At 58.8% G+C, this 22838-nt stretch carries 23 protein-coding genes and 1 pseudogene; 17 read left to right on the top strand and 7 right to left on the bottom strand.

The genetic code is table 11. The features are described from left to right. Positions 1 to 183 precede the first annotated feature (183 nt). From nifS to EOD29_RS29190, 13 genes are all read left to right on the top strand, one after another. Positions 184 to 1395: a cysteine desulfurase NifS gene (nifS, locus tag EOD29_RS29250; protein WP_063169388.1), complete on the top strand. Its 1212-nt coding sequence runs from the start codon at positions 184 to 186 to the stop codon at positions 1393 to 1395. Positions 1396 to 1574: 179 nt separating this feature from the next. Further along, positions 1575 to 1952: a nitrogenase stabilizing/protective protein NifW gene (nifW, locus tag EOD29_RS29245; protein ID WP_063169389.1), complete on the top strand. Its 378-nt coding sequence runs from the start codon at positions 1575 to 1577 to the stop codon at positions 1950 to 1952. A gap of 188 nt (positions 1953 to 2140) precedes the next feature. Continuing rightward, entirely contained in the window at positions 2141 to 2992 is an 852-nt protein-coding gene (locus EOD29_RS29240; protein WP_063169390.1) for an electron transfer flavoprotein subunit beta/FixA family protein, read from the top strand. Between the two features lie 16 nt (positions 2993 to 3008). Further along, positions 3009 to 4118 carry an electron transfer flavoprotein subunit alpha/FixB family protein gene (locus EOD29_RS29235; RefSeq protein ID WP_024505237.1) on the top strand — a complete coding sequence of 370 codons (1110 nt, stop codon included), beginning with the start codon at positions 3009 to 3011 and terminating at the stop codon, positions 4116 to 4118. Between the two features lie 10 nt (positions 4119 to 4128). Next, on the top strand, positions 4129 to 5433 hold the full coding sequence (locus tag EOD29_RS29230) for an FAD-binding protein (RefSeq protein ID WP_127248674.1): 1305 nt from the start codon (positions 4129 to 4131) through the stop codon (positions 5431 to 5433). A 12-nt stretch (positions 5434 to 5445) separates the two neighbouring features. Next, the gene (locus EOD29_RS29225) at positions 5446 to 5745 is read left to right on the top strand and encodes a ferredoxin family protein (protein ID WP_127248673.1); all 300 of its coding nucleotides are present in this window, start codon (positions 5446 to 5448) and stop codon (positions 5743 to 5745) included. Positions 5746 to 6010: 265 nt separating this feature from the next. Continuing rightward, positions 6011 to 6535 carry an alpha/beta fold hydrolase gene (locus EOD29_RS29220; RefSeq protein ID WP_245475474.1) on the top strand — a complete coding sequence of 175 codons (525 nt, stop codon included), beginning with the start codon at positions 6011 to 6013 and terminating at the stop codon, positions 6533 to 6535. 751 nt (positions 6536 to 7286) lie between these two features. Continuing rightward, positions 7287 to 7538 carry a helix-turn-helix domain-containing protein gene (locus EOD29_RS29215; protein WP_311202830.1) on the top strand — a complete coding sequence of 84 codons (252 nt, stop codon included), beginning with the start codon at positions 7287 to 7289 and terminating at the stop codon, positions 7536 to 7538. A gap of 273 nt (positions 7539 to 7811) precedes the next feature. After that, the gene (gene nifB / locus EOD29_RS29210; protein WP_091599529.1) at positions 7812 to 9293 is read left to right on the top strand and encodes a nitrogenase cofactor biosynthesis protein NifB; all 1482 of its coding nucleotides are present in this window, start codon (positions 7812 to 7814) and stop codon (positions 9291 to 9293) included. Positions 9294 to 9322: 29 nt separating this feature from the next. After that, complete coding sequence (locus EOD29_RS29205; RefSeq protein WP_091599532.1) at positions 9323 to 9517, top strand: 4Fe-4S dicluster domain-containing protein; 195 nt, start codon at positions 9323 to 9325, stop codon at positions 9515 to 9517. 85 nt (positions 9518 to 9602) lie between these two features. Beyond that, entirely contained in the window at positions 9603 to 9923 is a 321-nt protein-coding gene (locus tag EOD29_RS29200) for a nitrogen fixation protein NifZ (RefSeq protein WP_029356589.1), read from the top strand. Then, entirely contained in the window at positions 9920 to 10132 is a 213-nt protein-coding gene (nifT, locus tag EOD29_RS29195) for a putative nitrogen fixation protein NifT (RefSeq protein WP_024505230.1), read from the top strand. Before EOD29_RS29200 ends, nifT begins: the two co-directional genes overlap by 4 nt. Before the next feature lie 34 nt (positions 10133 to 10166). Further along, complete coding sequence (locus EOD29_RS29190) at positions 10167 to 11060, top strand: SIR2 family protein (RefSeq protein ID WP_091599535.1); 894 nt, start codon at positions 10167 to 10169, stop codon at positions 11058 to 11060. A gap of 307 nt (positions 11061 to 11367) precedes the next feature. Here the strand turns inward: EOD29_RS29190 and EOD29_RS29185 are convergent, their stop codons facing one another. Together EOD29_RS29185 and EOD29_RS29180 are read right to left on the bottom strand one after the other, a co-directional pair. Beyond that, complete coding sequence (locus EOD29_RS29185; protein ID WP_127248672.1) at positions 11368 to 11934, bottom strand: sugar O-acetyltransferase; 567 nt, start codon at positions 11932 to 11934, stop codon at positions 11368 to 11370. Between the two features lie 366 nt (positions 11935 to 12300). After that, positions 12301 to 12528 (bottom strand): hypothetical protein, encoded by a 228-nt coding sequence (locus EOD29_RS29180; protein ID WP_126057642.1) that lies wholly within the window; start codon positions 12526 to 12528, stop codon positions 12301 to 12303. 673 nt (positions 12529 to 13201) lie between these two features. Between EOD29_RS29180 and EOD29_RS29170 the strand changes: the two genes are divergently transcribed. Continuing rightward, positions 13202 to 13480, top strand: coding sequence for a peptidase dimerization domain-containing protein (locus EOD29_RS29170; protein WP_091599544.1), 279 nt, complete (start codon positions 13202 to 13204; stop codon positions 13478 to 13480). 72 nt (positions 13481 to 13552) lie between these two features. On the opposite strand, the gene EOD29_RS29165 is transcribed toward EOD29_RS29170, so the two are convergent. Next, positions 13553 to 14053, bottom strand: coding sequence for an invasion associated locus B family protein (locus EOD29_RS29165; RefSeq protein WP_236473430.1), 501 nt, complete (start codon positions 14051 to 14053; stop codon positions 13553 to 13555). A gap of 268 nt (positions 14054 to 14321) precedes the next feature. On the opposite strand from EOD29_RS29165, the gene EOD29_RS29160 reads away from it, so the two are divergent. From EOD29_RS29160 to EOD29_RS29150, 3 genes are all read left to right on the top strand, one after another. After that, on the top strand, positions 14322 to 15425 hold the full coding sequence (locus tag EOD29_RS29160) for an ISNCY family transposase (RefSeq protein WP_126057641.1): 1104 nt from the start codon (positions 14322 to 14324) through the stop codon (positions 15423 to 15425). Positions 15426 to 15580: 155 nt separating this feature from the next. Continuing rightward, positions 15581 to 16090, top strand: a complete 510-nt coding sequence (locus EOD29_RS29155; protein ID WP_126057640.1) for a DarT ssDNA thymidine ADP-ribosyltransferase family protein — start codon at positions 15581 to 15583, stop codon at positions 16088 to 16090. Between the two features lies 1 nt (position 16091). After that, a complete protein-coding gene (locus EOD29_RS29150; protein ID WP_091599555.1) occupies positions 16092 to 16805 on the top strand; it encodes a hypothetical protein in 714 nt (237 codons plus the stop codon). Between the two features lie 210 nt (positions 16806 to 17015). On the opposite strand, the gene EOD29_RS29145 is transcribed toward EOD29_RS29150, so the two are convergent. The 4 genes and pseudogenes from EOD29_RS29145 to nifA form a co-directional block, all read right to left on the bottom strand. Beyond that, complete coding sequence (locus EOD29_RS29145) at positions 17016 to 17231, bottom strand: hypothetical protein (protein ID WP_126057639.1); 216 nt, start codon at positions 17229 to 17231, stop codon at positions 17016 to 17018. Further along, positions 17228 to 17428 (bottom strand): hypothetical protein, encoded by a 201-nt coding sequence (locus EOD29_RS29140; protein WP_126057638.1) that lies wholly within the window; start codon positions 17426 to 17428, stop codon positions 17228 to 17230. The genes EOD29_RS29145 and EOD29_RS29140 overlap by 4 nt, the downstream gene beginning before the upstream one ends. Before the next feature lie 25 nt (positions 17429 to 17453). Beyond that, positions 17454 to 20567, bottom strand: coding sequence for an autotransporter serine protease (locus EOD29_RS29135; RefSeq protein WP_091599561.1), 3114 nt, complete (start codon positions 20565 to 20567; stop codon positions 17454 to 17456). Between the two features lie 398 nt (positions 20568 to 20965). Beyond that, a pseudogene (nifA, locus tag EOD29_RS29130) lies at positions 20966 to 22009 on the bottom strand (nif-specific transcriptional activator NifA); the annotation flags it as partial. Positions 22010 to 22838: the final 829 nt, after the last annotated feature.

Genomic DNA, 22838 nt, shown 5'->3' with positions numbered 1-22838 from the left:
AAACAAAATTGCCCGAAACAGCTGAATTCCCGGCGGATGCCGCCACCAAAGGGCAATGTCGACAGCGACCGGTCAGCCAAGCCATCGCTCCCCCGGCCGCCCACCTTACCAGATACGATATGCGCCAGAGGTTCAATGGCCCGACTACCCTTGAATCATTTCAGCAGTTGAAGGATCACTCCCATGAACCCTGTCTATCTCGACAACAACGCAACGACGCGGGTTGATCCTGCAGTCGTTGGAGCGATGTTGCCTTTCTTTACGGAGCAATTTGGCAATCATTCGTCCATGCACGCCTATGGCGCATCGGTTGCTGAAGCCGTGAGAAAGGCGAGGCAACAGTTGCAAGCCCTCATCGGCGCGGGATTCGAGGACGAGATCATCTTCACCTCGGGCGGGACTGAAAGCGACAGTACAGCCATCCTTTCGGCGCTGGAGGTGATGCCCGACCGAACGGAAATAGTGACTTCCGCGGTTGAACATCCGGCCGTTCTGAAGTTGTGCGCGCACCTTGAGAAGACGCGCGGCGTCAAGGTGCACATTATCCCAGTCGATCACTACGGCCGGCTCGACCTGGACGCCTACAGAACCGCCCTCACCCCACAAGTGGCAATCGTCTCGATAATGTGGGCGAACAATGAGACCGGTACGATCTTTCCCGTGGTTAAGCTTGCCGATCTAGCCAGGGAAGTCGGCGCGCTTTTCCACACTGATGCAGTGCAGGCGGTCGGAAGGCTTCCGATTGAGCTGAAATCGACCGCGATCGACATGCTGTCGCTCTCCGCCCACAAGCTGCATGGTCCAAAGGGGATAGGCGCGCTTTATGTAAGACGTGGCGTGCGCTTCTCCTCCATGATCAAGGGTGGGCACCAAGAGCGCGACCGGCGTGCAGGCACTGAAAACACACCCGGCATAGTCGGACTGGGCATGGCGGCCGAACTCGCCTTGAAATTCATGGACGAGACAAAACGAATAAAATGGTTGCGCGACCGCCTTGAGAACGGGATCATCCAGCGCATCCCAAACACATCCATCAACGGCGATCCGCAAGAGCGATTGCCAAACACTGCAAACATTGGATTCGAAGGTATCGAAGGCGATGCAATTCCAATTGTCCTGAGCCGGCTGGGAATCGCCTGTTCCGCCGGGTCCGCCTGTGCCTCTGGCTCACTGGAACCGAGCCATGTTCTGATCGCTATGAACGCGGCATGTGGGGCAGTCCGCTTCTCCTTGTCGCGTGACAACGGCGAAGATGACGTAGACCGCGTGCTTGAGGTCCTGCCTGCGATCACCGAGAAGCTACGGGCCGTTCCCAGTGCTGGACTGTGCGGGCGAGGTGCAGAACAGCTTCATTCCGGCCCGGGTCCGAGCGGCACAATAGCCGACGAGCCGTGAGGTCTTCCTCAACGTGACGACCCTGCGCAAGGAGAGCAGTTAAACTCGGGGTCGCCTTCACCACTTCAGAAAAGCTTGAGATCGCCAAGTCTCTTGCCCAGCCGCCGTGCCAGAGGTCGGCACGCCGTCAGCAATGTCACCAATGCATCGACACCACAATTTCGCGCCGGGAGAATACAATGAACTGCTCCGCTGATAGCCGCCCGATCGATCGCACCGATATCCTAGCGCGACTGAAGGGCCTGTCGGCCGCGGAGGACTTCTTCGCCTGCCTTGACGTCTCCTACGACCCGAAAGTGATGAATGTCTCGCGGCTCCATATCATGAAGCGCGTGGGCCAATACCTTGCCGAAGAAGATTTCTCCGGTCTGCCTAACCAGGTAATCGCCGCGCGGGTGCGCGCCAAGCTGGAACGCGCCTACGAAGATTTCGCGACTTCCTCGCCGCTCACGCAACGTGTGTTCAAGGTGCTAAGGGACCACGATCCAAACATATGTCCCGCACCTGGCCGCGCCTTCGTCCCGCTCGACTCTGCACTGAAGCGGTTCGGAAAGTAATGAGCCCGACACGGCTGCGACGCGACAATGTCGAGAAGTCGACAAATCCAGTCCTCATGACGCCTCCTCGGAAGCAAACGAAGCCACCTTCTGGAATAGAGGCAGGAAGACGACTTGGCATGAACGATGCAGGCAATGAGGTGAACCGCCAAGCACGAATCCGGACTGGGAGCTTAGAGAAACCGCCAATGCATATCGTAGTCTGCATCAAGCAGGTGCCGGATTCGGCACAGATCCGCGTGCACCCGGTGACGAACACGATCATGCGTCAGGGTGTTCCGACCATCATCAATCCTTACGACCTGTTCGCCCTCGAAGAAGCGCTCAAACTGCGCGACGTTCATGGTGGCGAGGTTACTGTGCTCACAATGGGTCCGCCCATGGCGGAGGACTCGCTGCGAAAGGCGCTCGGTTACGGTGCTGACCGAGCAGTTCTCTTGACGGACCGCTATTTTGCCGGATCCGATACGCTGGCGACTTCCTTTGCTCTTTCGCAAGCAATCGCAAAAATTGGGGAGACTTTCGGCAGGCCGGACATCGTCTTCACCGGCAAGCAGACGATTGACGGCGATACCGCCCAGGTCGGACCGGGCATAGCCAAGCGCCTAGATTTATCGCAACTTACCTATGTCGCGAAGATTGCCTCCATCGATCTCGATACGCGAGAGATCGAAGTCGCTCGTCGCGCCGAAGGCGGCACCCAGTTGCTGAAGAGCAGACTCCCTTGCCTCATTACCATGCTGGAAGACACCAACGAAATCCGCCGGGGCTCGCTCCAGCAGGCTCTGTGCGCGGCGCGCAGCCAAGTCGTGAAGTGGACTGCAGCCGACGCCGGCATTGACGATCTCACCCGGTGCGGTCTGCGTGGCTCGCCTACAGTCGTCAAGCGTGTTTTCGCCCCCACCGCACGGGCAGAAAGGGCGGCGCAGATCGACACCGCGGAAAGGGGCTTGCAGGACATAGCCGATGAACTCATCGCCGATATCTTAACCCGCCGGCCGGCGCTGGAACATGAGCTGGCCTTCAACAGCGGCACGTGACGGCCAGGAGCAGAAAATGTCGACCGCAAGCCAAACTACCCCTCGCATTGCCCCCGGCCGTGCCGGTGTAAAGAAAGAACTTCCCGACCGTTTCAAAGACTACCGGCACGTGTGGGTCTTCCTCGAGCTCGAACGCGGCAATGTGCATCCTGTATCATTCGAACTGCTGGGCGAAGGCCGCAAATTAGCCGACAAGCTTGAAGTCCAGCTCGCGGGCGTCGTGCTGGGACCGCCGGGCGAGATGGTCGAGGACGCTGTTGCCGAGGCCTTCGCTTACGGGGCGGATCTTGTCTACATCGTCGATGCGCCGCCGCTCGCCGACTACCGGAACGAGCCGTTCGCCAAGGCGCTCACGGATCTGGTCAATACCCATAAACCCGAAATCCTCCTTCTCGGCGCGACCACACTGGGCAGGGATCTTGCAGGCTCGGTAGCGACGACCCTGCAGACGGGGCTCACGGCCGACTGCACCGAACTTGATGTAGATTCCGACGGTTCACTCGCCGCGACCCGTCCGACTTTTGGTGGCTCATTGTTGTGTACGATCTATACACTAAATTACCGGCCGCAAATGGCGACGGTGCGACCAAGGGTCATGCCTATGCCGCAACGGGTGGATAAGCCGGTCGGGCGTGTCATGCGGCACAAGCTGTCGCTCGTTGAGGACGATATCGTCACCAAAGTCCTCGGCTTCCTACCGGATAACCAGTCGGCAATGGCAAATCTTGCCTATGCGGATGTCGTGGTTGCGGGAGGCCTCGGTCTCGGAGCGGCGGAGAACCTTCAGCTTGTGAAGAATCTTGCCCGAGCGATCGGCGCCGAGCATGGCTGTTCGCGCCCCTTGGTCCAGAAGGGCTGGATGCCGGCTGATCGACAGATTGGACAAACTGGCAAGACCATTCGACCGAAGCTTTACATCGCGGCCGGAATTTCCGGCGCCATCCAGCACCGAGTTGGGGTCGAGGGGGCCGATCTCATCGTCGCGATCAACACCGATCCGAACGCGCCGATTTTCGAGTTCGCCCACCTCGGGATCGTCACGGATGCAATCCGCTTCCTGCCCGCACTGACGGAAGCCTTCACCCGGCGGCTGTCGCCGCACAGTCGAGACAAGCTTGCGAGTTGAGGGAGAGGACATGATTGAACAATTCGATGCCATTGTGGTCGGAGCCGGCATGTCTGGAAACGCAGCTGCTTACACTTTGGCAAGCCAGGGGCTGAAGGTACTGCAGTTGGAGCGCGGGGAATATCCGGGCTCTAAGAACGTCCAGGGTGCCATAATGTACGCGAACATGCTGGAGAAGATCATCCCGGACTTCCGGGATGATGCGCCCCTCGAGCGGCACCTGGTCGAACAGCGACTTTGGGTGATGGACGACACGTCTCACACCGGAATTCATTACCGGTCGGACGACTTCAATGAGGCGAAACCCAACCGCTACACGATCATCCGCGCCCAGTTCGACAAATGGTTTTCCCGCAAGGTGCGCGAGGCTGGCGCGACGGTCCTGTGTGAGACGACCGCGACGGAACTCGTCCGTGATGGCAATGGCAAGGTGATCGGCGTCCGCACAGACCGGGCTGGCGGAGTGGTCTTCGCGAATGTGGTCGTTCTCGCAGAAGGGGTGTCGGGATTGCTTGGCACTCGCGCAGGCCTGCGCGAGATGCCGAAGCCGGAGACCGTGGCGCTTGCCGTCAAGGAAATGCATTTCTTGCCCGAAGAGGTCATTGACCAGCGGTTCGGTGTCAAGGGCGATGAAGGCTGCGTAATCGAGGCCGTGGGCACGATCTCTCGCGACATGGCCGGGCTCGGCTTCCTTTACACCAACAAGGAGTCGATTTCACTCGGCATCGGCTGCCTGGTCTCGGATTTCGCCGCGATGTTGGAGAGCCCGTCCGCCCTCCTAGACGCGATGAAAAACCATCCTTCGATCCGGCCGCTGATCGCTGGCTCGGAGGTGAAAGAATATGCCGCCCATCTTATCCCCGAAGGTGGTTACAGGGCCATTCCGCAGCTCTTCGGCGACGGTTGGGTCATCGTCGGCGACGCAGCGCAACTGAACAATGCCATTCACCGTGAGGGTTCGAACCTTGCCATGACCTCGGGTCGTGTCGCGGCTGAGGCGATCATCAAAGTCAAAAGCCGCAACGGTCCTATGACCAAAGGGAACCTTGCGCTCTACAAGACGATGCTGGATGAATCCTTTGTGATCAAGGATCTTAAGAAATACAAGGACATGCCAGCCTTACTCCACACCAATTCCAGCAACTTTTTTACCAGCTATCCGCGGTTGATGTCGTATGCCGCTCAGAACTTCATGCGTGTCGACGGCACGCCGAAGATCGAGAAGGAAAGGGCCACCACGGCCGCCTTCATCAACGCGCGCTCGCGCTGGGGGTTGGTCAGCGACGCGGTCCGGCTGGCATTGGCATGGCGCTGAAGAGGGTACAAGATGACGATCGCAGTGACGAAGGTTCGTGTCGAGGACAAGCTTTACCAGAACCGCTACCTGGTCGATTCCGGCCGCCCCCATATCATAGTGCGACCGCACGAGAAGCCAAGCGCGAACTTGCTTGCGTTGACCTACGTCTGTCCAGCGAAATGCTATGAGTTGAATGACAAGGGTCAAGTCGAGATCACCGCCGACGGCTGCATGGAATGCGGCACCTGCCGGATATTGTGCGAGAAAGGCGGCGACATCGAGTGGAACTATCCGCGCGGCGGCTTTGGTGTCCTGTTCAAGTTCGGATGATCAGCCGGGACCGTGCCAAGAGCATGCCGGCAGCGAGCAACTGCGGCACACCATGAGCCTCTCCATCCACTTGCAAAGAGCTAGTGAATATTGGGCGTTCGCAATTCAAATTTCCTCGACTGGTAGGGGTGTCCTCAGGCCACGGCGGCGGCCTGTGCGCCGGACTTACCACCGGTAACGTGGTCGAGCCCCTTTGGGACAACGTTCGGCCATCGTGCCGGATGGCAGCCACAACGGCCGGTGAGCAAATGGAACGGCACAATCCATGACAAAGACGTATGTGCTAGTGCATGGTGCCTGGCATGGCGGATGGTGTTGGCGGGACGTCGCCGCCAATCTTCGCAAGATGGGATGCCACGTGGCCACGCCGACCCAGACAGGTGTCGGCGAACGCGCACATTTGCTGTGCAAGGACATCACGCCCGACACATTCGTGACCGACATCGTCAACCACATTGTAACGGAAGAGCTGAGCGATGTGATCCTTGTCGGTCACAGTCTAGGCGGCATCAGCATCACCGGCGCCGCCGACCGGATACCCGACCATATCAGCCATCTCGTTTATCTCGCTCGACGGCGCCATCGTCGAGAGCGGTCAAAGTGTATTCAGCACCATGCCCCCCGACATCGTCGCCGCCCGTCGAAAATTGGTTGCGGAGGAAGGACGGGGTATCTTCATGCCGACTCCGCCGCCAACAGCATTCGGCACTCCCGAGGGACACTCGCTCACGGACTGGGTGCGGCGCCGGATAACACCGCATCCGGCAGGCACCTACGAAAGCGGACTTAAGCTCGAGCACCCGCTCGGCAACGGCAGACCCCGAACCTATGTCGTCTGCACTAATCCACTCCACCCGCCGACGGCGGGAGCGCGAGAATGGGTCGCGAAGCAGGATGGCTGGGCGTGGCAGGAACTCGCCACTGGCCACGACGCAATGATCCTCGCACCGACGGAAGTTGCTCTCCTTCTTAGCGCTGTCGGCTGAGGAACCAAGTAAAGGGTGAGCGGGCGGCCGATTCTCAGGCCGCGGCCTTGAGTTCTGGTGCACGGATGTAGGCCCAACGGGTCGTTCCGGTGGCGCCACCGAAACCACCACCGGAACAAAGGCGGGAGTGGCCTGTCCTGCCGACGTCGCAAGCTTGCGAGCGTTCCGCCGCGGCCGCAGCCCGTAGCGCCGGGCAACCTCCGAGATCACCACGTTCGGCCCCAGGGTCTCGGCGATGACTCCGTCCCTTGTCGTCCATCGACCAATGCCTGCCGACTAACAGCGCCGTTGATCACCTTGAAACGCCGAGGCTGCCGCTCAGGGTCAATCGTAAAGTTCAAGTTCAGACACAAGCCGATCTCCGATCCACCTCAGAATCGGCAGGCCCACAGATCGCGGGCACTCCTGGAAGGACACAGCGCTTACCCTTGAAATATGGAGAACCATGGCTTTACGCCGTCGGCAGTTGAGCTGATCTCGCAATGCTATTTCCCCGGCAACGTCCGCGAGCTGGAGAACTGCGTGTAAAGAACAGCCACACTTGCGCGTTCTCCTCTGGAAGGAACCAATCTTTCGGAACGTGGCAATGGCATCGACGAGCTCTCACGGCCCAGCACGAAGCCGGTTAGGCGCATCGGCGCCCCTGAACACGAGATAGCCGGTTGCGATTCTAACGATACGGCCGGACCGGCGCTGGGACCGCGACGGACGGAGCGTGACCGGCTGATCGACACAATGGAGAAGGCCGGCTGGGTTCAGGCTAATGCGGCTCGAATTCTCCGCCTCACGCCGCGACAAGTCGGCTAGGCGATACGCCGGCATAGTCTCGAGGTGAAGGAAATTCTAAGAGCCTGATGAGCCAATCGTCAGGCCAGTGGTCTTGCGCGCCCTCTGCGCGACAAGGAGTGCTTTGTGCTTCTGAACGGATTTGGACTTGCACTGTCGCAAGCAGGACAAAATTGTGTCGCGCCGGCCTCACACAATCCGACATCGACCCAAATAGTGAACTGAAGCCGCTTTTTTAAGTTGGTATGGCTCTTGCACCTTGAACCGCGACGTTACCAGCAACGGAGCCGTTTGATGTCCTCACCGACAGTTTCGATTGAGGGGCCGACCAGCACGACATCCGAGGGTTTTCTGGCAGCCGCGAAATCCGGTGGCTGCGCACCGTCCTCCTACGGTTCGTCGCCGACCAGCCCGGGCGATGTGGATCCGGCTATTTGGGACAAGATCAAGGATCACCCCTGCTTTTCGGAGGAAGCGCATCACTATTTCGCGCGTATGCATGTGGCGGTCGCGCCGGCTTGCAATGTCCAGTGCAACTACTGCAATCGCAAATACGATTGCGCCAACGAGAGCCGGCCTGGTGTTGTGTCTGAGAAGCTGACGCCCGACCAAGCGCTACGCAAGGTCATCGCGGTTGCCAACGAAGTTCCGCAGCTTTCGGTTCTTGGCATCGCTGGGCCGGGGGATGCCTGTTACGACTGGGAGAAAACGAAGGCAACGTTCGACCGCGTCATCAGGGAAATCCCCGACATAAAGCTGTGCGTCTCCACCAACGGGCTCGTGCTGCCGGACCATGTAGCTGAGCTTGCCGAAATGAATGTTGATCACGTGACGATCACCATCAACATGGTCGACCCGGAAGTCGGCGCAAAGATCTATCCTTGGATTTTTTATGAAAATCGCCGCTACTTCGGCATCGAAGCCGCTCGAATCTTGCACGCGCGGCAGATGCTGGGCCTGGAGATGCTGAGCGCGCGCGGCATCCTCACCAAAATCAACTCGGTGATGATTCCTGGAGTGAACGACCAGCACCTGTTTGAGGTGAACAAAATGGTCAAGGAGCGGGGCGCGTTCCTGCACAACGTGATGCCTCTGATTTCGGACCCGGCGCACGGCACCCACTACGGACTCATCGGGCAGCGCGGCCCAACGGCAATGGAGATGATGGCTCTTCAGGATCGACTTGAAGGTGGCGCCAAGTTGATGCGCCACTGCCGGCAGTGCCGGGCAGATGCTGTCGGCCTGCTCGGTGAAGATCGTGGCCAGGAATTCACGCTGGATGGGATTCCCGACGATGTCACCTACGATGCTGGCAAGCGTCAGGCCTATCGGCAGGTGGTCGCACACGAGCGCCGTGATCATGAGGCGGCGAGGAGCGAGGCCATCGGTATGGTCAAGGCAACAGACTCCGAAAAGTCGCTTCTGGTTGCGGTGGCCACAAAGGGAGGTGGACGCGTCAACGAACACTTCGGCCACGCGAAGGAATTCCAGGTTTATGAAGTCTCGCCTAGAGGGATCAGCTTGGTCGGGCATCGGAAGGTCGAGCGGTATTGCCTCGGAGGCGGGGGCGAAGACGCCACCCTCGAGGGCGTCTTCGCTGCGCTGGAAGGCATACACATAGTGCTATGCGCCAAGATCGGAAATCGCCCGAAGGAACAACTCTCGCGAGCTGGACTGCGCGTAACCGACGCCTATGGCCATGACTACATCGAGACCGCAGTCAGCGCACTTTACGCGGCAGAGTTTGGGATCAGACCACTAGCGGCGACGGCCTGAGCGGTCTCGTCCGATAACCAGGAGTTAGAATGGCTTTCAAGATCATCGCATCCCAATGTACCCAATGCGGGGCCTGCGAGTTCGAATGTCCCTCGGAAGCGATCAAGTTCAAGGGCGACGCCTATGTGATCGATCCAATCAAGTGCACCGAATGCAAGGAGGCCTTCGATAAGCAGCAATGCGTGTCGGTCTGTCCGGTACCGAAAACCTGCGTTCCCGCTTGATTCCTACCGAAACGGTCGGGTTCGCCGCGCGAGGACGCCTGCAACCCGCGACCACACCAAAAGCCTCGAGAAAGGAATGGACAGCATGTGGTCCAGACGCGAACAGGAGGTCGAAATCGGCAGACCGCCACGGTTCATGCAGGGTGAGCGGGTCCGTGCAACACGCCACATAAAAAACGACGGCACCTATCCCGGCAAGGAGATCGGCGAAAACCTCGTGCGGAAGGGCGACGAAGGCTACGTGCGCGACATTGGAACCTTTCTCCAGCAATTCTTCATCTATGCGGTCGAATGGATCGATCGTGGCACGGTCGTCGGCATGCGAGCGCGCGAACTCATTAGCCTCGACAAAGTCGAGGTTCCCTGCGGAGCTGAAGGCATTTCCAACGGAGGAACAGCCGGATGAAAGTAATGATTCGCAGGACCGCTACTGGCTTGTCGGCTTATGTCCCCAAGAAGGATCTCGAAGAGCCGATCACCGAGATTGAGAACGCAGACTTATGGGGCGGGACCGTGACGCTCAGGAACGGTTGGCGGCTCATGCTGCCCGACCTTCCGCGCGATACGCGTTTGCCGATCACCGTCGAGGCGATGAAGATTTCCGACGGGGCCTGATGCCGGTGGGTTCAGTGGCGGAGAGGAAACGCGTATGAACACGATGCTGAGCTGGGACCATCTCGTCGTCGTCCGGGGCAGTTTTGCCAAAAAGCTGATTGACCTGCTGAAGGGCGCTCTCAAGGCCGATCGAGTGATCCCCTATCTCGGTCCTGGTCTTCTGCAGCTTAACACGCCGGAATCACCTGCACCTTGCACCCCTGAAGATGTCGCCGCGGCGCTCAACAAGCGGGCGCCTGCCCCTTCCAGGATTCGCACCAATATGTGGTCGGTCGCGCAGTTTATCGAGCAGCGCCGACATCGTCGGACTCTTCAAGCGTGGATGGCGGAGATATTCGCAGCCCCCGCCGAGCCGACCGTTCTTCACGCCTGGCTCGCAACCCTTCAACTGTCTGTCATCATCGACAGCTGGTACGATGGCGCCATGCGGGCAGCCCTTGCAGAGGCCGGCCAAACAGACGTTGTCGAGATACAAGGAACCACGCGAGCGACCGGAATTGGTAACATCTGGACGAGAACTTACGATTTGTCAGGAACAGAACTCGACGCCGAACAAGTGGCAAGGACGGTGCTCTATGCGCCGCACGGCAGCGTCAGGCCGGCCGCAAACTTCCTCGTGGCTGATTCCGATTACGTCGAAGTCCTAACCGAAATTGATATCCAGACGCCGATCCCGGACGTGGTGAAGCAACGGCGCGTCAACCGGGGCTTTTTCTTCGTTGGCTGTCGCTTCAACGATCAGATGCTGCGCACATATGCCAGACAGATGATGAAGCGCTCCACTGGCCCACATTTTGCGGTGATCGATTCGGCTACGCTGACCAGAAACGAACGTCGTTTCCTTGCCGAAGGCGCAATCACGGTCATCGACATGCCGATCGGCAACGCCGCGGCTCGCCTCGTCGGGGTCGATGCTAGCCAGGATTAATGGCCGGCGATTGCTGGTGAGTCGCTTGCCTCCAAGGGCGAAAACTCAGTTGGGAATACATCTGAGCAGTAATGCTACTGGCAGCACAACGGAGGCTCTGAATTCGTTGGGCCATGTGAAAGGGCCCGCTGCTGCGGGACGTGAGCACGTTGCGGCGGCATTACGCACATGATTTTGTGACACCCGTGGCAAAAGAACTGAAGCGCCCGAGCCGAACCGCGACAAGATATGCAGCGCTCAATGGCTTCGGCAGAAATTTGGCACAGTTTCGACAGTTCGCATGCACCTCCAGGGTCAAGGAGGTTGATTATGCCTGTTTATGTGGGTTGGCGACGCGAGCAGGAATTCCCACTACCTTTGCCCCGGCGGGAACATCGCGTGTGACCACGCTGCCAGCGCCTACGACCGCATTATCGCCAATCGTGACGCCAGGCAGAATGATTGCTCCACCGCCGATCCAGACACGGCTGCCAATGTGAACAGGACGCCCGACCTGCAGGCCGGCCTGCCGCTGCTCGGCATCATGTGGATGATCGGCGGTATAAATCTGCACAGCAGGCCCAATTGCCGTTCCTTGCCCGATTTTGACCTCTACCACGTCAAGAATAACGCAGTTGAAGTTGATGTAGGCATTGGCTCCAATGCGGATATTGAATCCGTAGTCGCAAAAAAAGGGCGGACGGATGACCGTTCCGCGCCCAACCTCTCCCAGCCGCTCGGACAAAAGCTCATGCCAATGCTCCGTGGTCTGCCCCAGCGTATCATTGTACCGCTTGAGCCAAGCCCCGGTGGCCAACAGGTCAGCTTGGATCTCCGGATCCGCCGCATTGTAAAACTCGCCTGCGAGCATCTTTTCTTTCTGGCTACGCATCATAGTCTCCCGTCAGGTCGTGTCCCGTGCAGTGATGCAGGAACGCACATCAAACTGCCTCGGCAACTTTGTAACTCGGTCTGCCGGGCGCGTGGTCAAGCCGGGGCGACAGTTTCGTCTCGACCAACTTCTGCGAATTTTGGAAATATCGCAGATCAACCGGTCGCAGGGCCAATACCTGACGAAGTCGGCAACTGTCCAGCGGTCGAACTCACTTTCATGCCCATCTCAACGGGTGCCATGAGCGCGGCGCAACGCGCTCGAACGCCGAAATACTTAATTCCCAAACACCCTCTAAGATTGAGAAAGTGCATCGTTTTGTACGAAACTAACAATCCCATTAGCTGAAGAGTTTGCAACACATCCGTGTCAGATCCCCATCAGCTTGAACGCCGCCTGGCTGACTTCAGTGTCGGGGTCTTTCAGATGCTCGGGTTCCTGGAAGTGGTTGGCGTTGAAGGCTATCGTTCGACTGGCCAATCTCCCCATGCCGCGCAGCGCTTCACCGAACACATCGGACTGGCGCTTGAACTCCGGACTGTCCTGGTCGGCTGACACGACGGCAATCGGGCAGGTGATCCGGTCGAGATGGCGCATCGGGCTGAATTCCGCCTCTTCCCCCCTCCGTCAGATGCAGGTAGCTGCTGCGCGAGGAAAGCATCACCGGATAGAGATCATACATGCCGCTCATCAGCAAGCCGCCCTTGAGGGCATCCGCCGGTAGGCTGCGCTCCGTCCAGTCGGTGATGAGGACGCAGGCCGCCAGATGCGCGCCGGAAGAATGACCCGCCACATACACCCGGTTCGGGTCGCCGCCGAAACTGGCGGCATTCTTCATCGTCCACTCCACCGCCCGCCTGCAATTCTCGACCATCTGTCGCAGCGTCAGCGTTTTCACACTGCCGAAGTCAGGCGCGGCATAGGCCGCCCCGCGCGAAACGAAGGTCGGGGCCGGATAGGATGCATCCTCGCGAGTGTTTCGGGTCCAGGCACCGCCATGGATGAAGACCAGGACCGGGGCGGCCTTGGCATCCCAGGCGCGAACACATCGATGAGATCTCTGGCATCTGGACCGTATTTTGCCGGACGCGGCGGCATCGCGCGCCGGACCTCGGCGCTGGCGATGCCATCGCCTTCCTCCAGTTCCGCCATCCGCGGCGCCCAGAATGACTGGTCATACGCCGTATCCAGTTGCTCCTGTGTGTAGTCGAGGAATACCGACGCGGCTAAGGACTTGCCGACCGCTACGGCAGACAGGGACACGCCCGCCATGAGAAACGTTCTGCGCATCATTACTCTTCTCTCCCTCAGGACAGCCGCGATGATTGTAAAGGTGGGCGCGATCAATGCGGGGACAAAGTACGACGTAATCCCGGATGAGACCCTCCTCAAGGTCAGTGTACGGACGTTCGACGAGAATGTTCGTGCAAAGGTGAAGAAGGCGATCGAGCGGATCGCTGCCGCGGAGTCGGAAGCGTCGGGCGCCACTCGCCCGCCCGAGATCACTCAGGCCGAGACCGCGCGCTTCTCGCGCGTGGGGATTATCTGACCAAAATGTCGAAAAGCCGTAGTGGAACAAAGGAAAGTGACAACCGAGATCATCAGCCAGCCAGCCCCCAATCTAAGCCCCGAGCAGCACCTTCAACCTGTCCAGCGCCGCCGTCAAACCCTTCAATGAAACCGACAAGGGCACATCCTTCTGGTCGAGACTCTTAACCGTGACCTTGAGCGTTGTGCCCGTGCGCAGCGACGCGGCTGCTTTCGCGTCGAAGCTGAGGGGCACGAAGCAGCCGGCGGGCAGGCAGGTCGAGAAGGGCAGCGGCTTGCCCGCTTGCCCATCGTCGACCTGAAGCGTCGCGCCGACGGCGAGTTGCAGGCCGAAGGGCAGGACGAGATTGCCCGCAATGCCGTCCTCCTGCCCCTTGCCCAATTCGACCGCAAGCAGGCGCCGTCCGTTCTGCTGCGACTGCTGATAGGTAGCCGCGCATACCAGCGTCGGCGTGGCCTGGCAGGAGAGATCCCAGTCCTCATAGGTCTCCTTCAGCGAGGAAGCACCGCCCGGCAGCCCGGCTTCCTGAGCTGCCAACGACGCGGAAAGCGCCATGAGGGTGGCCGCGGCCACCGCACAAATCCTGGACGAATCCGACATCAGCAAAGCTCCGTTGCCCCCTTGTCGTGGAGCGCCGCGCGTGCCTTCGAGGCGAGAATGGCGCTCTATCCGATTGAAACGACGCGTCGGCCCGAAAATCGATGCCGATCTTCGGGCCGACGTATCTGCAACAATTACCCGACCGCGATGCCGCAGGCAAGCGTTCCGCTCCGGCGTGTCGTAAGCACATGATTTGTCCGGATTAGGTAGCACAGGAGTTGTCCGGTTTCATCGCCAGCGAATGGAAGCTGGGGATGAAGCGGGCAGCGTGGCTCCAGGACGGAGAATACAGAAGTTTCGGGACGTATTGAGCCGTTGGACTGGCGGCGATCTCTCGATGATGGAGGCAGGCGAGTTGCTGGGCATGTCGGAGCGGCAATTTCGGCGTTATCGCGACCGTTACGAAGAGGCCGGGGAGGCTGGGTTGCTGGACCGGCGTTTGGGCAAGCTTTCGACGCGCCGGGTGCCAGTGGAGGCGATCGAGGAGATGCTGGAGCTTTATCGCCATCGCTACCTTGGCTGGAACGTGAAGCATTTCCACGAGCACCTGCTGCGCGATCACGATTTCAGCTGGGGCTACACCTTCATCAAGACGCAGCTTCACGCGGCGGGCCTGGTGGAACGGGCCAAGCGGCGCGGTGCTCACCGGCGCAAGCGGGAAAGGAAGCCGTGCGAAGGGATGATGCTACACCAGGACGGCAGCCGTCATCAGTGGCTGGCGAGTGGGCCGATGCTGGATCTGATCGTGACTATGGACGATGCGACGAGCACGATCTATTCGGCCTTTCTGATCGAGGAGGAAGGCACGGCGTCGAGCTTCCAGGGACTTCTGGAGACCTTTGTCGCCAAGGGATTGCCGTCAAGCCTCTACAGCGATCGTGGCAGACACTATTTCGTGACGCTCAAGGCGGGCGGGGCTGTCGACAAGATTCGCATGACCCAGGTCGGTCGGGCGCTCGAGCGGCTCGGCATCGAACATATTCCAGCCTATTCGCCTGGAGCCAGGGGCCGCTCCGAGCGGATGTTCTCAACCTTGCAGGACCGACTGCCGAGGGAACTGGCACTGGCCGGCATGGCTGATATCGAGGCCGCCAACCGCTTCGTCGCACAGACCTATCTGCCGGCTCACAATGCCCGCTTCGCCAGGCCCGCCGCGGTTGAAGACAGTGCCTTTGTCGCCGCCGACCCGCAGCAATTGGCCCAGATCCTGTGCATCGAGGAGGAGCGCGTCGTTGCTCGTGACAACACGGTCGCCTTCGCGCGGCTGCGATTGCAGCTCCCGCACAGTCCGATCCGGGATGATGATCGTTGTGGAGCTGCCGTGCACGACGATTTCGAACCATAGTTGGCGATGTAGAATTCTATTTTAATCGTATAGAACAATTGAGAAACGTCGCCAATCTGAACACCTCGCCTCGGATCATGGCGTTCGGACGATGACTGCCGTAAGATTCCACCCGTGTGGGGCAAGGCTGCTACCGGCCTGCGACGGAGGGGAACATGGCAATTGATACTCTTGATAAGGTGCCGCTGCTCTATCACTTCACCGACCGGAGGAACCTGCCGGTGATTAAAGAAATGGGAGGACTCTATCCACTCGCGCAGCTTGACCAGAAGAAGGTCAAGGTTCCGGCACCGGGCGGCAATGAATGGAGTCGTGACGCCGACGCGTTGAAGGGAATGGGCAACTACGTCCACCTTTGCTTTCGTAGCACCCATCCGATGGAGTACGTTGCCCGGCAGGATGGGAGGATTACGGACACGATCTTTCTGCAAATACACCCCTCGGTAATGCAGTTCACGGGTGTTCGTTTTACCAACGATGTCGCGAACAAAGCTGGCGTCGAATCGATTCCTATCGGAGAGGCTGAACCGCTAATCGATTTTGAGATACTTTACACCCGAACGGACTGGAAGGATTCGGCGATTAAGGCGCGTCTCACTCAGGCGGAGAAATACGAGGTGTTGGTTCCCCATGTCATTCTGCTGGGCTTAATAAGGAACATTTAGAATGGCTGAGAGACCAGTCTTTATCCCTGCAACCGAGGACGAAGGTTACGTCAGGCGATTGGATTTCGAAATTCCGTGGGCCGGTGGCTTCGCTGAGGTTCAGAAGAAGAAGAATATACGGTCGCTGCATGAGGCCGCCAAGAAAGCCGGATATGCGCCGCTGCTAGAAGTGTCTAGCAAGTCTGATGAAGTCGCCGGCCAGCATCTTAGCGCGTTTCACCTGCGCGTGAGGACCAGCATCGGCGAGATACCGCTGGAGAACGCCTTTCAGGGAAGTAAGGTATTCGAGCGTGGCGGGCCGTACACCGATCTGTACGAGGTTGAACCGCGCGATGCGAAGCGCGAGCCACGACTCCGCGAATCCGGCGCACTGGTGGGCTTCAAATTCGACGGCTTCGAGTTCCCGCTAGAACCCACGACCGTGTTCTACGATTGGCTTTATCTCAATGCCATCTTTCCTCACCGTGTATGGCTCAAAAATCGAGTGGACGGCGAAATGCGGTATGCCGGTTTCACTGACATAGAGTTCAACCCTACCAAGTCGGTCAATTGTCAGGCGAAAACGTGCGCTCTGTTCGTAGTGCTCATGAGGGAGAACAAGCTGGAGCGCTACCTAAAAACGCCCGAGGTTTTCATTGCCGCGATGGCTGCTCATTCGCTTCGGCCGACCGAGCATCAACCTCATTTGAAGCAGGCCAGACTTAGGGTCGGCTAGCAGGCAGTAGCGCAATTTATTCGCTAGAGCAGCAAGGTCACTGCCGAGACCGCACGCCGGGTAACCGGTATCAGTACACCTGTCTTCGGCGTGTCATGGTCGGACCCCAGCCCCTCAGAGACAGAAATCGTACGCCGCTTCCTCGTTTCTCGAAGATCGACGCGTCCTTTACAATCCCTTCGATAGCGGCGGAAGCCCATGAGTTGCCTGTCAGGATTGAGTGTAGCCGCGGGCTCTCATGCAATCCTTGACGAGATTGCCTTGTTCCATACCCTTGACGATACGATCCCCGACACCGTCCCCGATTGCATCTGTCATCGTTTTCGGGCGGCTATTCGTTCCGATCGTCGCCGTCGCCATTTCCGACTGATACTTGCATTCAGTGTAGTCCTGCTGGGCAGCACTGCGCGGCGTCTCGTCCTTCACCCAGTTGCCGCCGTCGGACGTACTGCACCCGGCAGCGAAAGAAAGGCACCCTGCCAAATCGCAATTAGAATTACTTTGTTCACGAAACACTCCTTCCGGAAAGCAAAAGCAGCAATGGCCGAAGGATGGTCGGCCATTGCAAGGCGATAAGATCTTTCAATAGAGATGGCTGTCAGTTCGCTGCTGGAATCGGGCATGACATATCGCCCTCCCTTGCGGCGATTAAAACCGAACACTGAGTTTGGCGTTGAAGCCATGCTCCTGCGCGTCCGAGGCAAGCTGACCTTTATAGGTAAGCCCGATGGTTGCCTTGTCGGTAAGGTTGACATCGATACCAGCTTCGAAGACGGCAGCGTTCTTTGCGATTGGCGTTCCCTCCACGGCGAAGGATGAGCCGCCTGTGAAGGCAAGCGCCGTTTCAGGCACCACATCGCCGAACGCATGACGCCAGCCGATACCGCCACGGGCGGTTGTATTGACGGAACCAAGCGGGAAAGCGGTCGAGGCGCGCAGCCCTATCGTGGTGAATGTCGTGTCGCTCGACCGGTCTTTTCCGGAAAGCGCAGCGGCACCGCCATGCTCTGTGAAGCCATCCGCGTTGAAGTTCACATAGGCTAGGTTCGCATAGGGCTCGAAAGATACGGAAGCTGTATCCAGTCGAGAGCCGAGTTCGCCGAAAGCCTGGAACGTGCCGGCATGGTAATCGGCCGAAAGGCTGTCGGAGAAGCCCGGAAACGCCACCGACCTGCCGGTCTCGATGCGGTTCCACGTATAGGCAAGGCCGGAACGGAAGCTGTGAGGGCCACGCTGCGTGCCAGCGTAGATCCCGAGGTGATAATTGTTGCCTGAGCCGGAGGAGGCGCGATCATCCACATGGATGGACGTATGGCTATAACCGGCAAGAAGCCCGAGCCGCCAGCTTTCGCCGATGGCCGCATCGCCGCCTGCAATAAAGCCTCCCGTCGAGCGGTCGAGGCGAGCAGCGTTGCCGTCTCCGTCCAAATGTCCCCAGGCGCCGAAACCGCTGCCCCAGACGGCGAAGTTTTCGCTGGTCGCGGGAGCCAGTTCCGGGCCTTCCGGTCCATATGCCATGACCGGCACGGTTGATGCGCCCACGCCTGCGAACGCTGCGCGAATGCGATCGCCGGCGGCGTCACGGACGAAATGGCTGTCTTCGACAAAGGCGCTGTGAACGGAAGCATGGATCTCGCCCGAAAGCTGATCGAATGCGTTGCGGGATCCCTGTCCCGTCAGGAAGAGGATGTTGTCGTGGATCGTGTTGCCGGAACCAAGGGCTTCCGCAGCCGCGCCCACGGATCGCTGATTGAAGGTATTGCCGACATCGGCAAAGGTGACAGAATTGCGATCGACGTCGAGATAGACGTTGGTCGGGTCATAAGCGAGTTCGAAATCGACGAAGGGCGAGTCTGTAAAGAGGCCTCCTGTCAGCCCGCCGTAGGTCCCGATCACGCCGCCAGCGGCGGTCAGAAGCGTGTAGCGGGTATCGACTGAGAAATGCCCGGCACCTTCACGCACCAGGTTGACGCTCGCTCCCTTGTTGATGGCGGCACTGCCGGCAACGTCGATGAGATCTGAAGCCTTGCTCGGTGCGATACCCGCCAAATAGGTCGACCCGGCCTGCTGCACGAAGTCACCGTTGACGGTGAGCACTGCAACCCCCTTGCTTGGATCGAGCACGCTGCCAGGAGCGACGGTGCCGCCTGCGCCAACCGTAAGAGAGCCGACTGCACCGATACCCGTAAGGGTACCAGTAGCCGAGACGCCTACCTTCGAAACAATGCGGCCATCGACGGCGAGTATGCCTCCAAGCACCTTGGTCGGCCCGCTGTAGCTGTTTTCGCCGGACAGGATCAGCGCTCCTTCGCCGCGCTTCGTCAGGTCTCCGGCGCCCGAGATTGAATTCGACCAGATCGAGGAGTAGCCTTTGGTGTCGACGTCGAAGACGCCGGCGTAGCGGAACTCGCCCGGACCCTCGATCGCAACGCCGAGATTGAGCAGACCCTGGCCGAAGACTTGTTCATCCTCGAACCCTTTGGTGGTCGTCGTTGTCAGGAGGGTTTCAATGGTCTGGCGGGCGTTCATGTAAGGGAATGCCGACCGGATCACTGCCGCCGCGCCAGCAACATGCGGCGTTGCCATGGAAGTACCTTCCTCGTACTTATACGGGTTGTTCTTGTTCGCCCGATCCCCTTGTGGCCAGGTAGAATAAATGCCGTTCTCATCAATCGGATTATCGGGATCGGCATTAATATCGCCACCCGGAGCCGCGAGGCACCACTCTGCTGTGGCTCCGCATCTATTGCTATAGCTGGCAATCTTGCCATCCTTGCCGACAGCAACGACTGTTATCAGCGAGCCTGCCAGATCCGAGAAGTCGAGCTTCGAGACATCAGACCCGCTCACTATCTTGTATGTATTTGGGTTATTGAAATCGAAACCTTTGTTTGTTTGATCGTTTGTGTCGATGAACTTATAAAGATTTCCATCTTTGGTATTTTCTGGCGTTATTAACGGCAACGTGCCGATGCCGCTGGGAATCGCCGAAGCAGCGCCGGGTTGGTCGTCGGTACTGGCATCATTACCGGCGGCGAAGACGAGCACGATGTCCGCCTTAGCCGCCTTCTTCAACGTATTGTAGGTATCGACGAGATTGCTCGGATCATCATAGATGGCCTGATAGTCGAGAATCTCATAGTTTTTATTATCGATGGCATATCCCTTGCCATCGAGTTTCAGTTGGCCGTTCTCGTCCTTGAGATACCGCCCCAGCAACAGGCCTGGCCCGTAGCTCCCATTGAGCACGCCAGCTCCCGCACCAATCGCGTATTCGATCGCTTCATTGGTCGGGTCCATCTCGGGATCATCTGGGTCGCCGATATCCACTGCTCGAAGGGGCAATACTGTCGATTCATAGGCCACGCCCTGCATGCCCGTGCCGTCGCGCGCGGCGCCGATTATCCCCGCCACATGGGTCCCGTGTCCGTCAGGCACACCGTCTTTGTCGACAGAATGGCTGACGTCAGCCAAGCGTTTATCCGTCCCGAAGTTGTGCAGCGCCTTCGAAATGCGCGCCACGAATTCGGGATGGTTGATATCCAGTCCTGTATCCACAATCGCAACGACGACGCCCTTGCCCGTATAGCCTTTAAGGTAGGCGGGCAGGGCGTTGATCATACTCAGGCCCCAATTTCTGGAATATTCGGCATCTGCCACCGGCGCAGGCGACGCGACTGATTCCTGGGCCAAGGACAGATTTGGTGCGAAGAGCGCCGTTGTTGCTAAAAACAATTTGATCGTTCTGAAGCGCGTTGGCATGCTTAATCCCTATTCCCAAAACTACTTATTTCTTTCAGATCAGATTGGCGCGATATCGAGCGGCAAGCGATCAGCTTATGTATCGACCAGGTCCCGCCAGCGGAGATCTGCGCGTCGCCTCTACGCATGCTGGCGTGTCACCAATGATACATCGATTATTTCTGGATTTCAGGCACGTCGGATTGGATTTGCCCTTGCGGTGTAGAGCGAAGTTACTAGCCATAGGATTCCTCCTTCTTAGTTTTGTCAGCCGCAGAGCCCCAGTACGACTGGTGGTAGAAAGCACACGGCCGGAATCTTGGCAGCGCTGTTCACACCCACGTTCGTAAGGTGGCCGATGGGCTCGGCGCCAGAGCACCAATGCTTGACCTGCTCCAGCTCTTGCTCGGCGGGTTGTTTCAGAGACGCTTGATCTCGATGCCGTGTTTTCTCAGCACGTAGCCGATCTGGCGCGGGGTCAAACCGAGCAGGCGCGCCGCCTTTGCCTGCACCCAGCCACACTTTTCCATGGCGGCAATGACCGTATCGGCATCGGGCACCCTACCACGAGTCGTGGCAGGGCCTATCGGCGCTTGCCCGTCGCCGACGGGCGGGGCGGCACGGGCGGCGGAAGGCTCGATCGTAGTCGAGTTCTCTGACGTCGGCGGTCCGTTCTTCCACAGCGCCGCGGCCAAGCACTCACCCACGCAACAGGCAAAGTCAGTTCTGAGGATTGATGGACCCGTCGCCAGAACTGCCGTCCGTTGAACGCAGTTTTCGAGCTCTCGGATGTTGCCTGGAAATTCGCAATTCATTAGCACCTCAATCGCTTCGGGAGCGAAGGTCAGCGTGTGATCATTCTCAGTATTGAAATTCTTGAGAAACTGAGCGGCCAAGAGCGGAATATCACCTCGCCTTTCGCGCAATGCCGGCACGCGTAAAGTGACGACGCTGATGCGGTAATAGAGGTCTTGCCGGAACTCCTTGCGTTGAACTGCCTTTTCCAAGTCCCTGTTGGTTGCGGCAATCACGCGAACATCGACTTTAATGGTGTGGTTGCTGCCGACACGCTCAAACTCCTGCTCCTGCAGGACACGCAGCAGCTTAGCCTGGAACGAGCCCGATATTTCGCCAATCTCGTCCAGAAACAATGTGCCTTTGTCGGCAGCCTCAAAGCGCCCCTTGCGCAAATTGATCGCGTCGGTGAAGGAACCCTTCTCATGACCGAACAAGTCAGATTCCAGAAGCGTCTCGGTGAGCGCCGCGCAATTGACCTTGATGAAGGGCTGCTTGGCGCGAGGCGAGAGTTCGTGAATGGCTTTGGCAACCAGCTCCTTGCCGGTTCCGGATTCACCTCGCAACATGACCGTAGTCTTCGCCTTGGCCACCTTGACAAGGTGCTCACGCAGCTTGCGCAGCGCCAGACTATCGCCAAGCATCTCCTTGCTGATCTTTTTACGCTCCATTTGGCAGCCCATCCCACTCCGCCACCCGCCGGTGGAACTGCACTTGACGGTGAGCTGTGTTGTTTTTCGTCATTATCATTCTCGATCTCACCTTTGTGCCTCGAAATTTCCGGCGCGCGGACGCCCTCGGCAAATGGCAATGGCGCCTGAGCATCGTTGTCTTTCACCAGGACGAGCGTCTTCTCCTCCGTGCGGGCGCCCGCAATATGCGCGCTTGTTTGCGCAGGCCTTTACTCGACCGGTCGCCGTTCTGTCCGGCTTCTGCCGCACCGCAGCCTGCAAACCCATCCTTGACAAGAAAGGAGGGGAGTCAATCGAGCTCTCCTTGCATTCGTGCAAGGAAAATTGTCAGTTTGATAGAATTCTATCAAAACGGCAGAAACGCTCCGCCCCCAATTTGGCTGTACCTGCGGCGTTCAGCGTACGTGACGACATGTGCGGACTTGTCCCAATTGCCATCCGAGTTGTGCGGGAAACAGTAGCCGCTGCGCTGTTCGCTTCAACCGCGTGATGCCGCTGACAGTAGAGGCGGCGGCTCGTCGAGCGAGGCTTCATTGTTCGGCTACTAAAGCGGCTGTGCTTTGGTGGGAGTTGGTTTCGCCCAAGTTCTGGGCCTGAGGGCGTCGGCCCGTTTCGCCGCACAGGCTCCTTCCACATCGTCGAGCCGAGAAAGAGGGGCCACACAGCTCCCCCTGTTTCACAATGCCCCGCCCCTCAGCAGCTAGATACGACAGGTGACCTCAAATGATGCGTCTTGCATGGCTTCTACACCTGCCTGAATGCCAGAACTGCGTTCGTACCGCCCATGGCGAAGGCGTTGCTCATG

It is taken from the genome of Mesorhizobium sp. M1A.T.Ca.IN.004.03.1.1, assembly GCF_003997555.1.
GTDB lineage: Bacteria > Pseudomonadota > Alphaproteobacteria > Rhizobiales > Rhizobiaceae > Mesorhizobium.
This window is presented reverse-complemented; position numbering and strand designations above follow the sequence as displayed.

What these genes read in the sequence shown, in the direction of transcription:
- EOD29_RS29140 (WP_126057638.1), bottom strand. Translation starts at nt 17,428, where the DNA reads ATGCCCGATTCCAGCAGCGAACTGACAGCCATCTCTATTGAAAGATCT.
- EOD29_RS29155 (WP_126057640.1), top strand. Translation starts at nt 15,581, where the DNA reads ATGGCAATTGATACTCTTGATAAGGTGCCGCTGCTCTATCACTTCACC.
- EOD29_RS29240 (WP_063169390.1), top strand. Translation starts at nt 2,141, where the DNA reads ATGCATATCGTAGTCTGCATCAAGCAGGTGCCGGATTCGGCACAGATC.
- EOD29_RS29200 (WP_029356589.1), top strand. Translation starts at nt 9,603, where the DNA reads ATGTGGTCCAGACGCGAACAGGAGGTCGAAATCGGCAGACCGCCACGG.
- EOD29_RS29135 (WP_091599561.1), bottom strand. Translation starts at nt 20,567, where the DNA reads ATGCCAACGCGCTTCAGAACGATCAAATTGTTTTTAGCAACAACGGCG.
- EOD29_RS29235 (WP_024505237.1), top strand. Translation starts at nt 3,009, where the DNA reads ATGTCGACCGCAAGCCAAACTACCCCTCGCATTGCCCCCGGCCGTGCC.
- EOD29_RS29185 (WP_127248672.1), bottom strand. Translation starts at nt 11,934, where the DNA reads ATGATGCGTAGCCAGAAAGAAAAGATGCTCGCAGGCGAGTTTTACAAT.
- EOD29_RS29190 (WP_091599535.1), top strand. Translation starts at nt 10,167, where the DNA reads ATGAACACGATGCTGAGCTGGGACCATCTCGTCGTCGTCCGGGGCAGT.
- nifT (WP_024505230.1), top strand. Translation starts at nt 9,920, where the DNA reads ATGAAAGTAATGATTCGCAGGACCGCTACTGGCTTGTCGGCTTATGTC.
- EOD29_RS29180 (WP_126057642.1), bottom strand. Translation starts at nt 12,528, where the DNA reads ATGCGCCATCTCGACCGGATCACCTGCCCGATTGCCGTCGTGTCAGCC.
- EOD29_RS29170 (WP_091599544.1), top strand. Translation starts at nt 13,202, where the DNA reads ATGAGAAACGTTCTGCGCATCATTACTCTTCTCTCCCTCAGGACAGCC.
- EOD29_RS29230 (WP_127248674.1), top strand. Translation starts at nt 4,129, where the DNA reads ATGATTGAACAATTCGATGCCATTGTGGTCGGAGCCGGCATGTCTGGA.
- nifS (WP_063169388.1), top strand. Translation starts at nt 184, where the DNA reads ATGAACCCTGTCTATCTCGACAACAACGCAACGACGCGGGTTGATCCT.
- nifW (WP_063169389.1), top strand. Translation starts at nt 1,575, where the DNA reads ATGAACTGCTCCGCTGATAGCCGCCCGATCGATCGCACCGATATCCTA.
- nifB (WP_091599529.1), top strand. Translation starts at nt 7,812, where the DNA reads ATGTCCTCACCGACAGTTTCGATTGAGGGGCCGACCAGCACGACATCC.
- EOD29_RS29205 (WP_091599532.1), top strand. Translation starts at nt 9,323, where the DNA reads ATGGCTTTCAAGATCATCGCATCCCAATGTACCCAATGCGGGGCCTGC.
- EOD29_RS29220 (WP_245475474.1), top strand. Translation starts at nt 6,011, where the DNA reads ATGACAAAGACGTATGTGCTAGTGCATGGTGCCTGGCATGGCGGATGG.
- EOD29_RS29160 (WP_126057641.1), top strand. Translation starts at nt 14,322, where the DNA reads ATGGAAGCTGGGGATGAAGCGGGCAGCGTGGCTCCAGGACGGAGAATA.
- EOD29_RS29150 (WP_091599555.1), top strand. Translation starts at nt 16,092, where the DNA reads ATGGCTGAGAGACCAGTCTTTATCCCTGCAACCGAGGACGAAGGTTAC.
- EOD29_RS29225 (WP_127248673.1), top strand. Translation starts at nt 5,446, where the DNA reads ATGACGATCGCAGTGACGAAGGTTCGTGTCGAGGACAAGCTTTACCAG.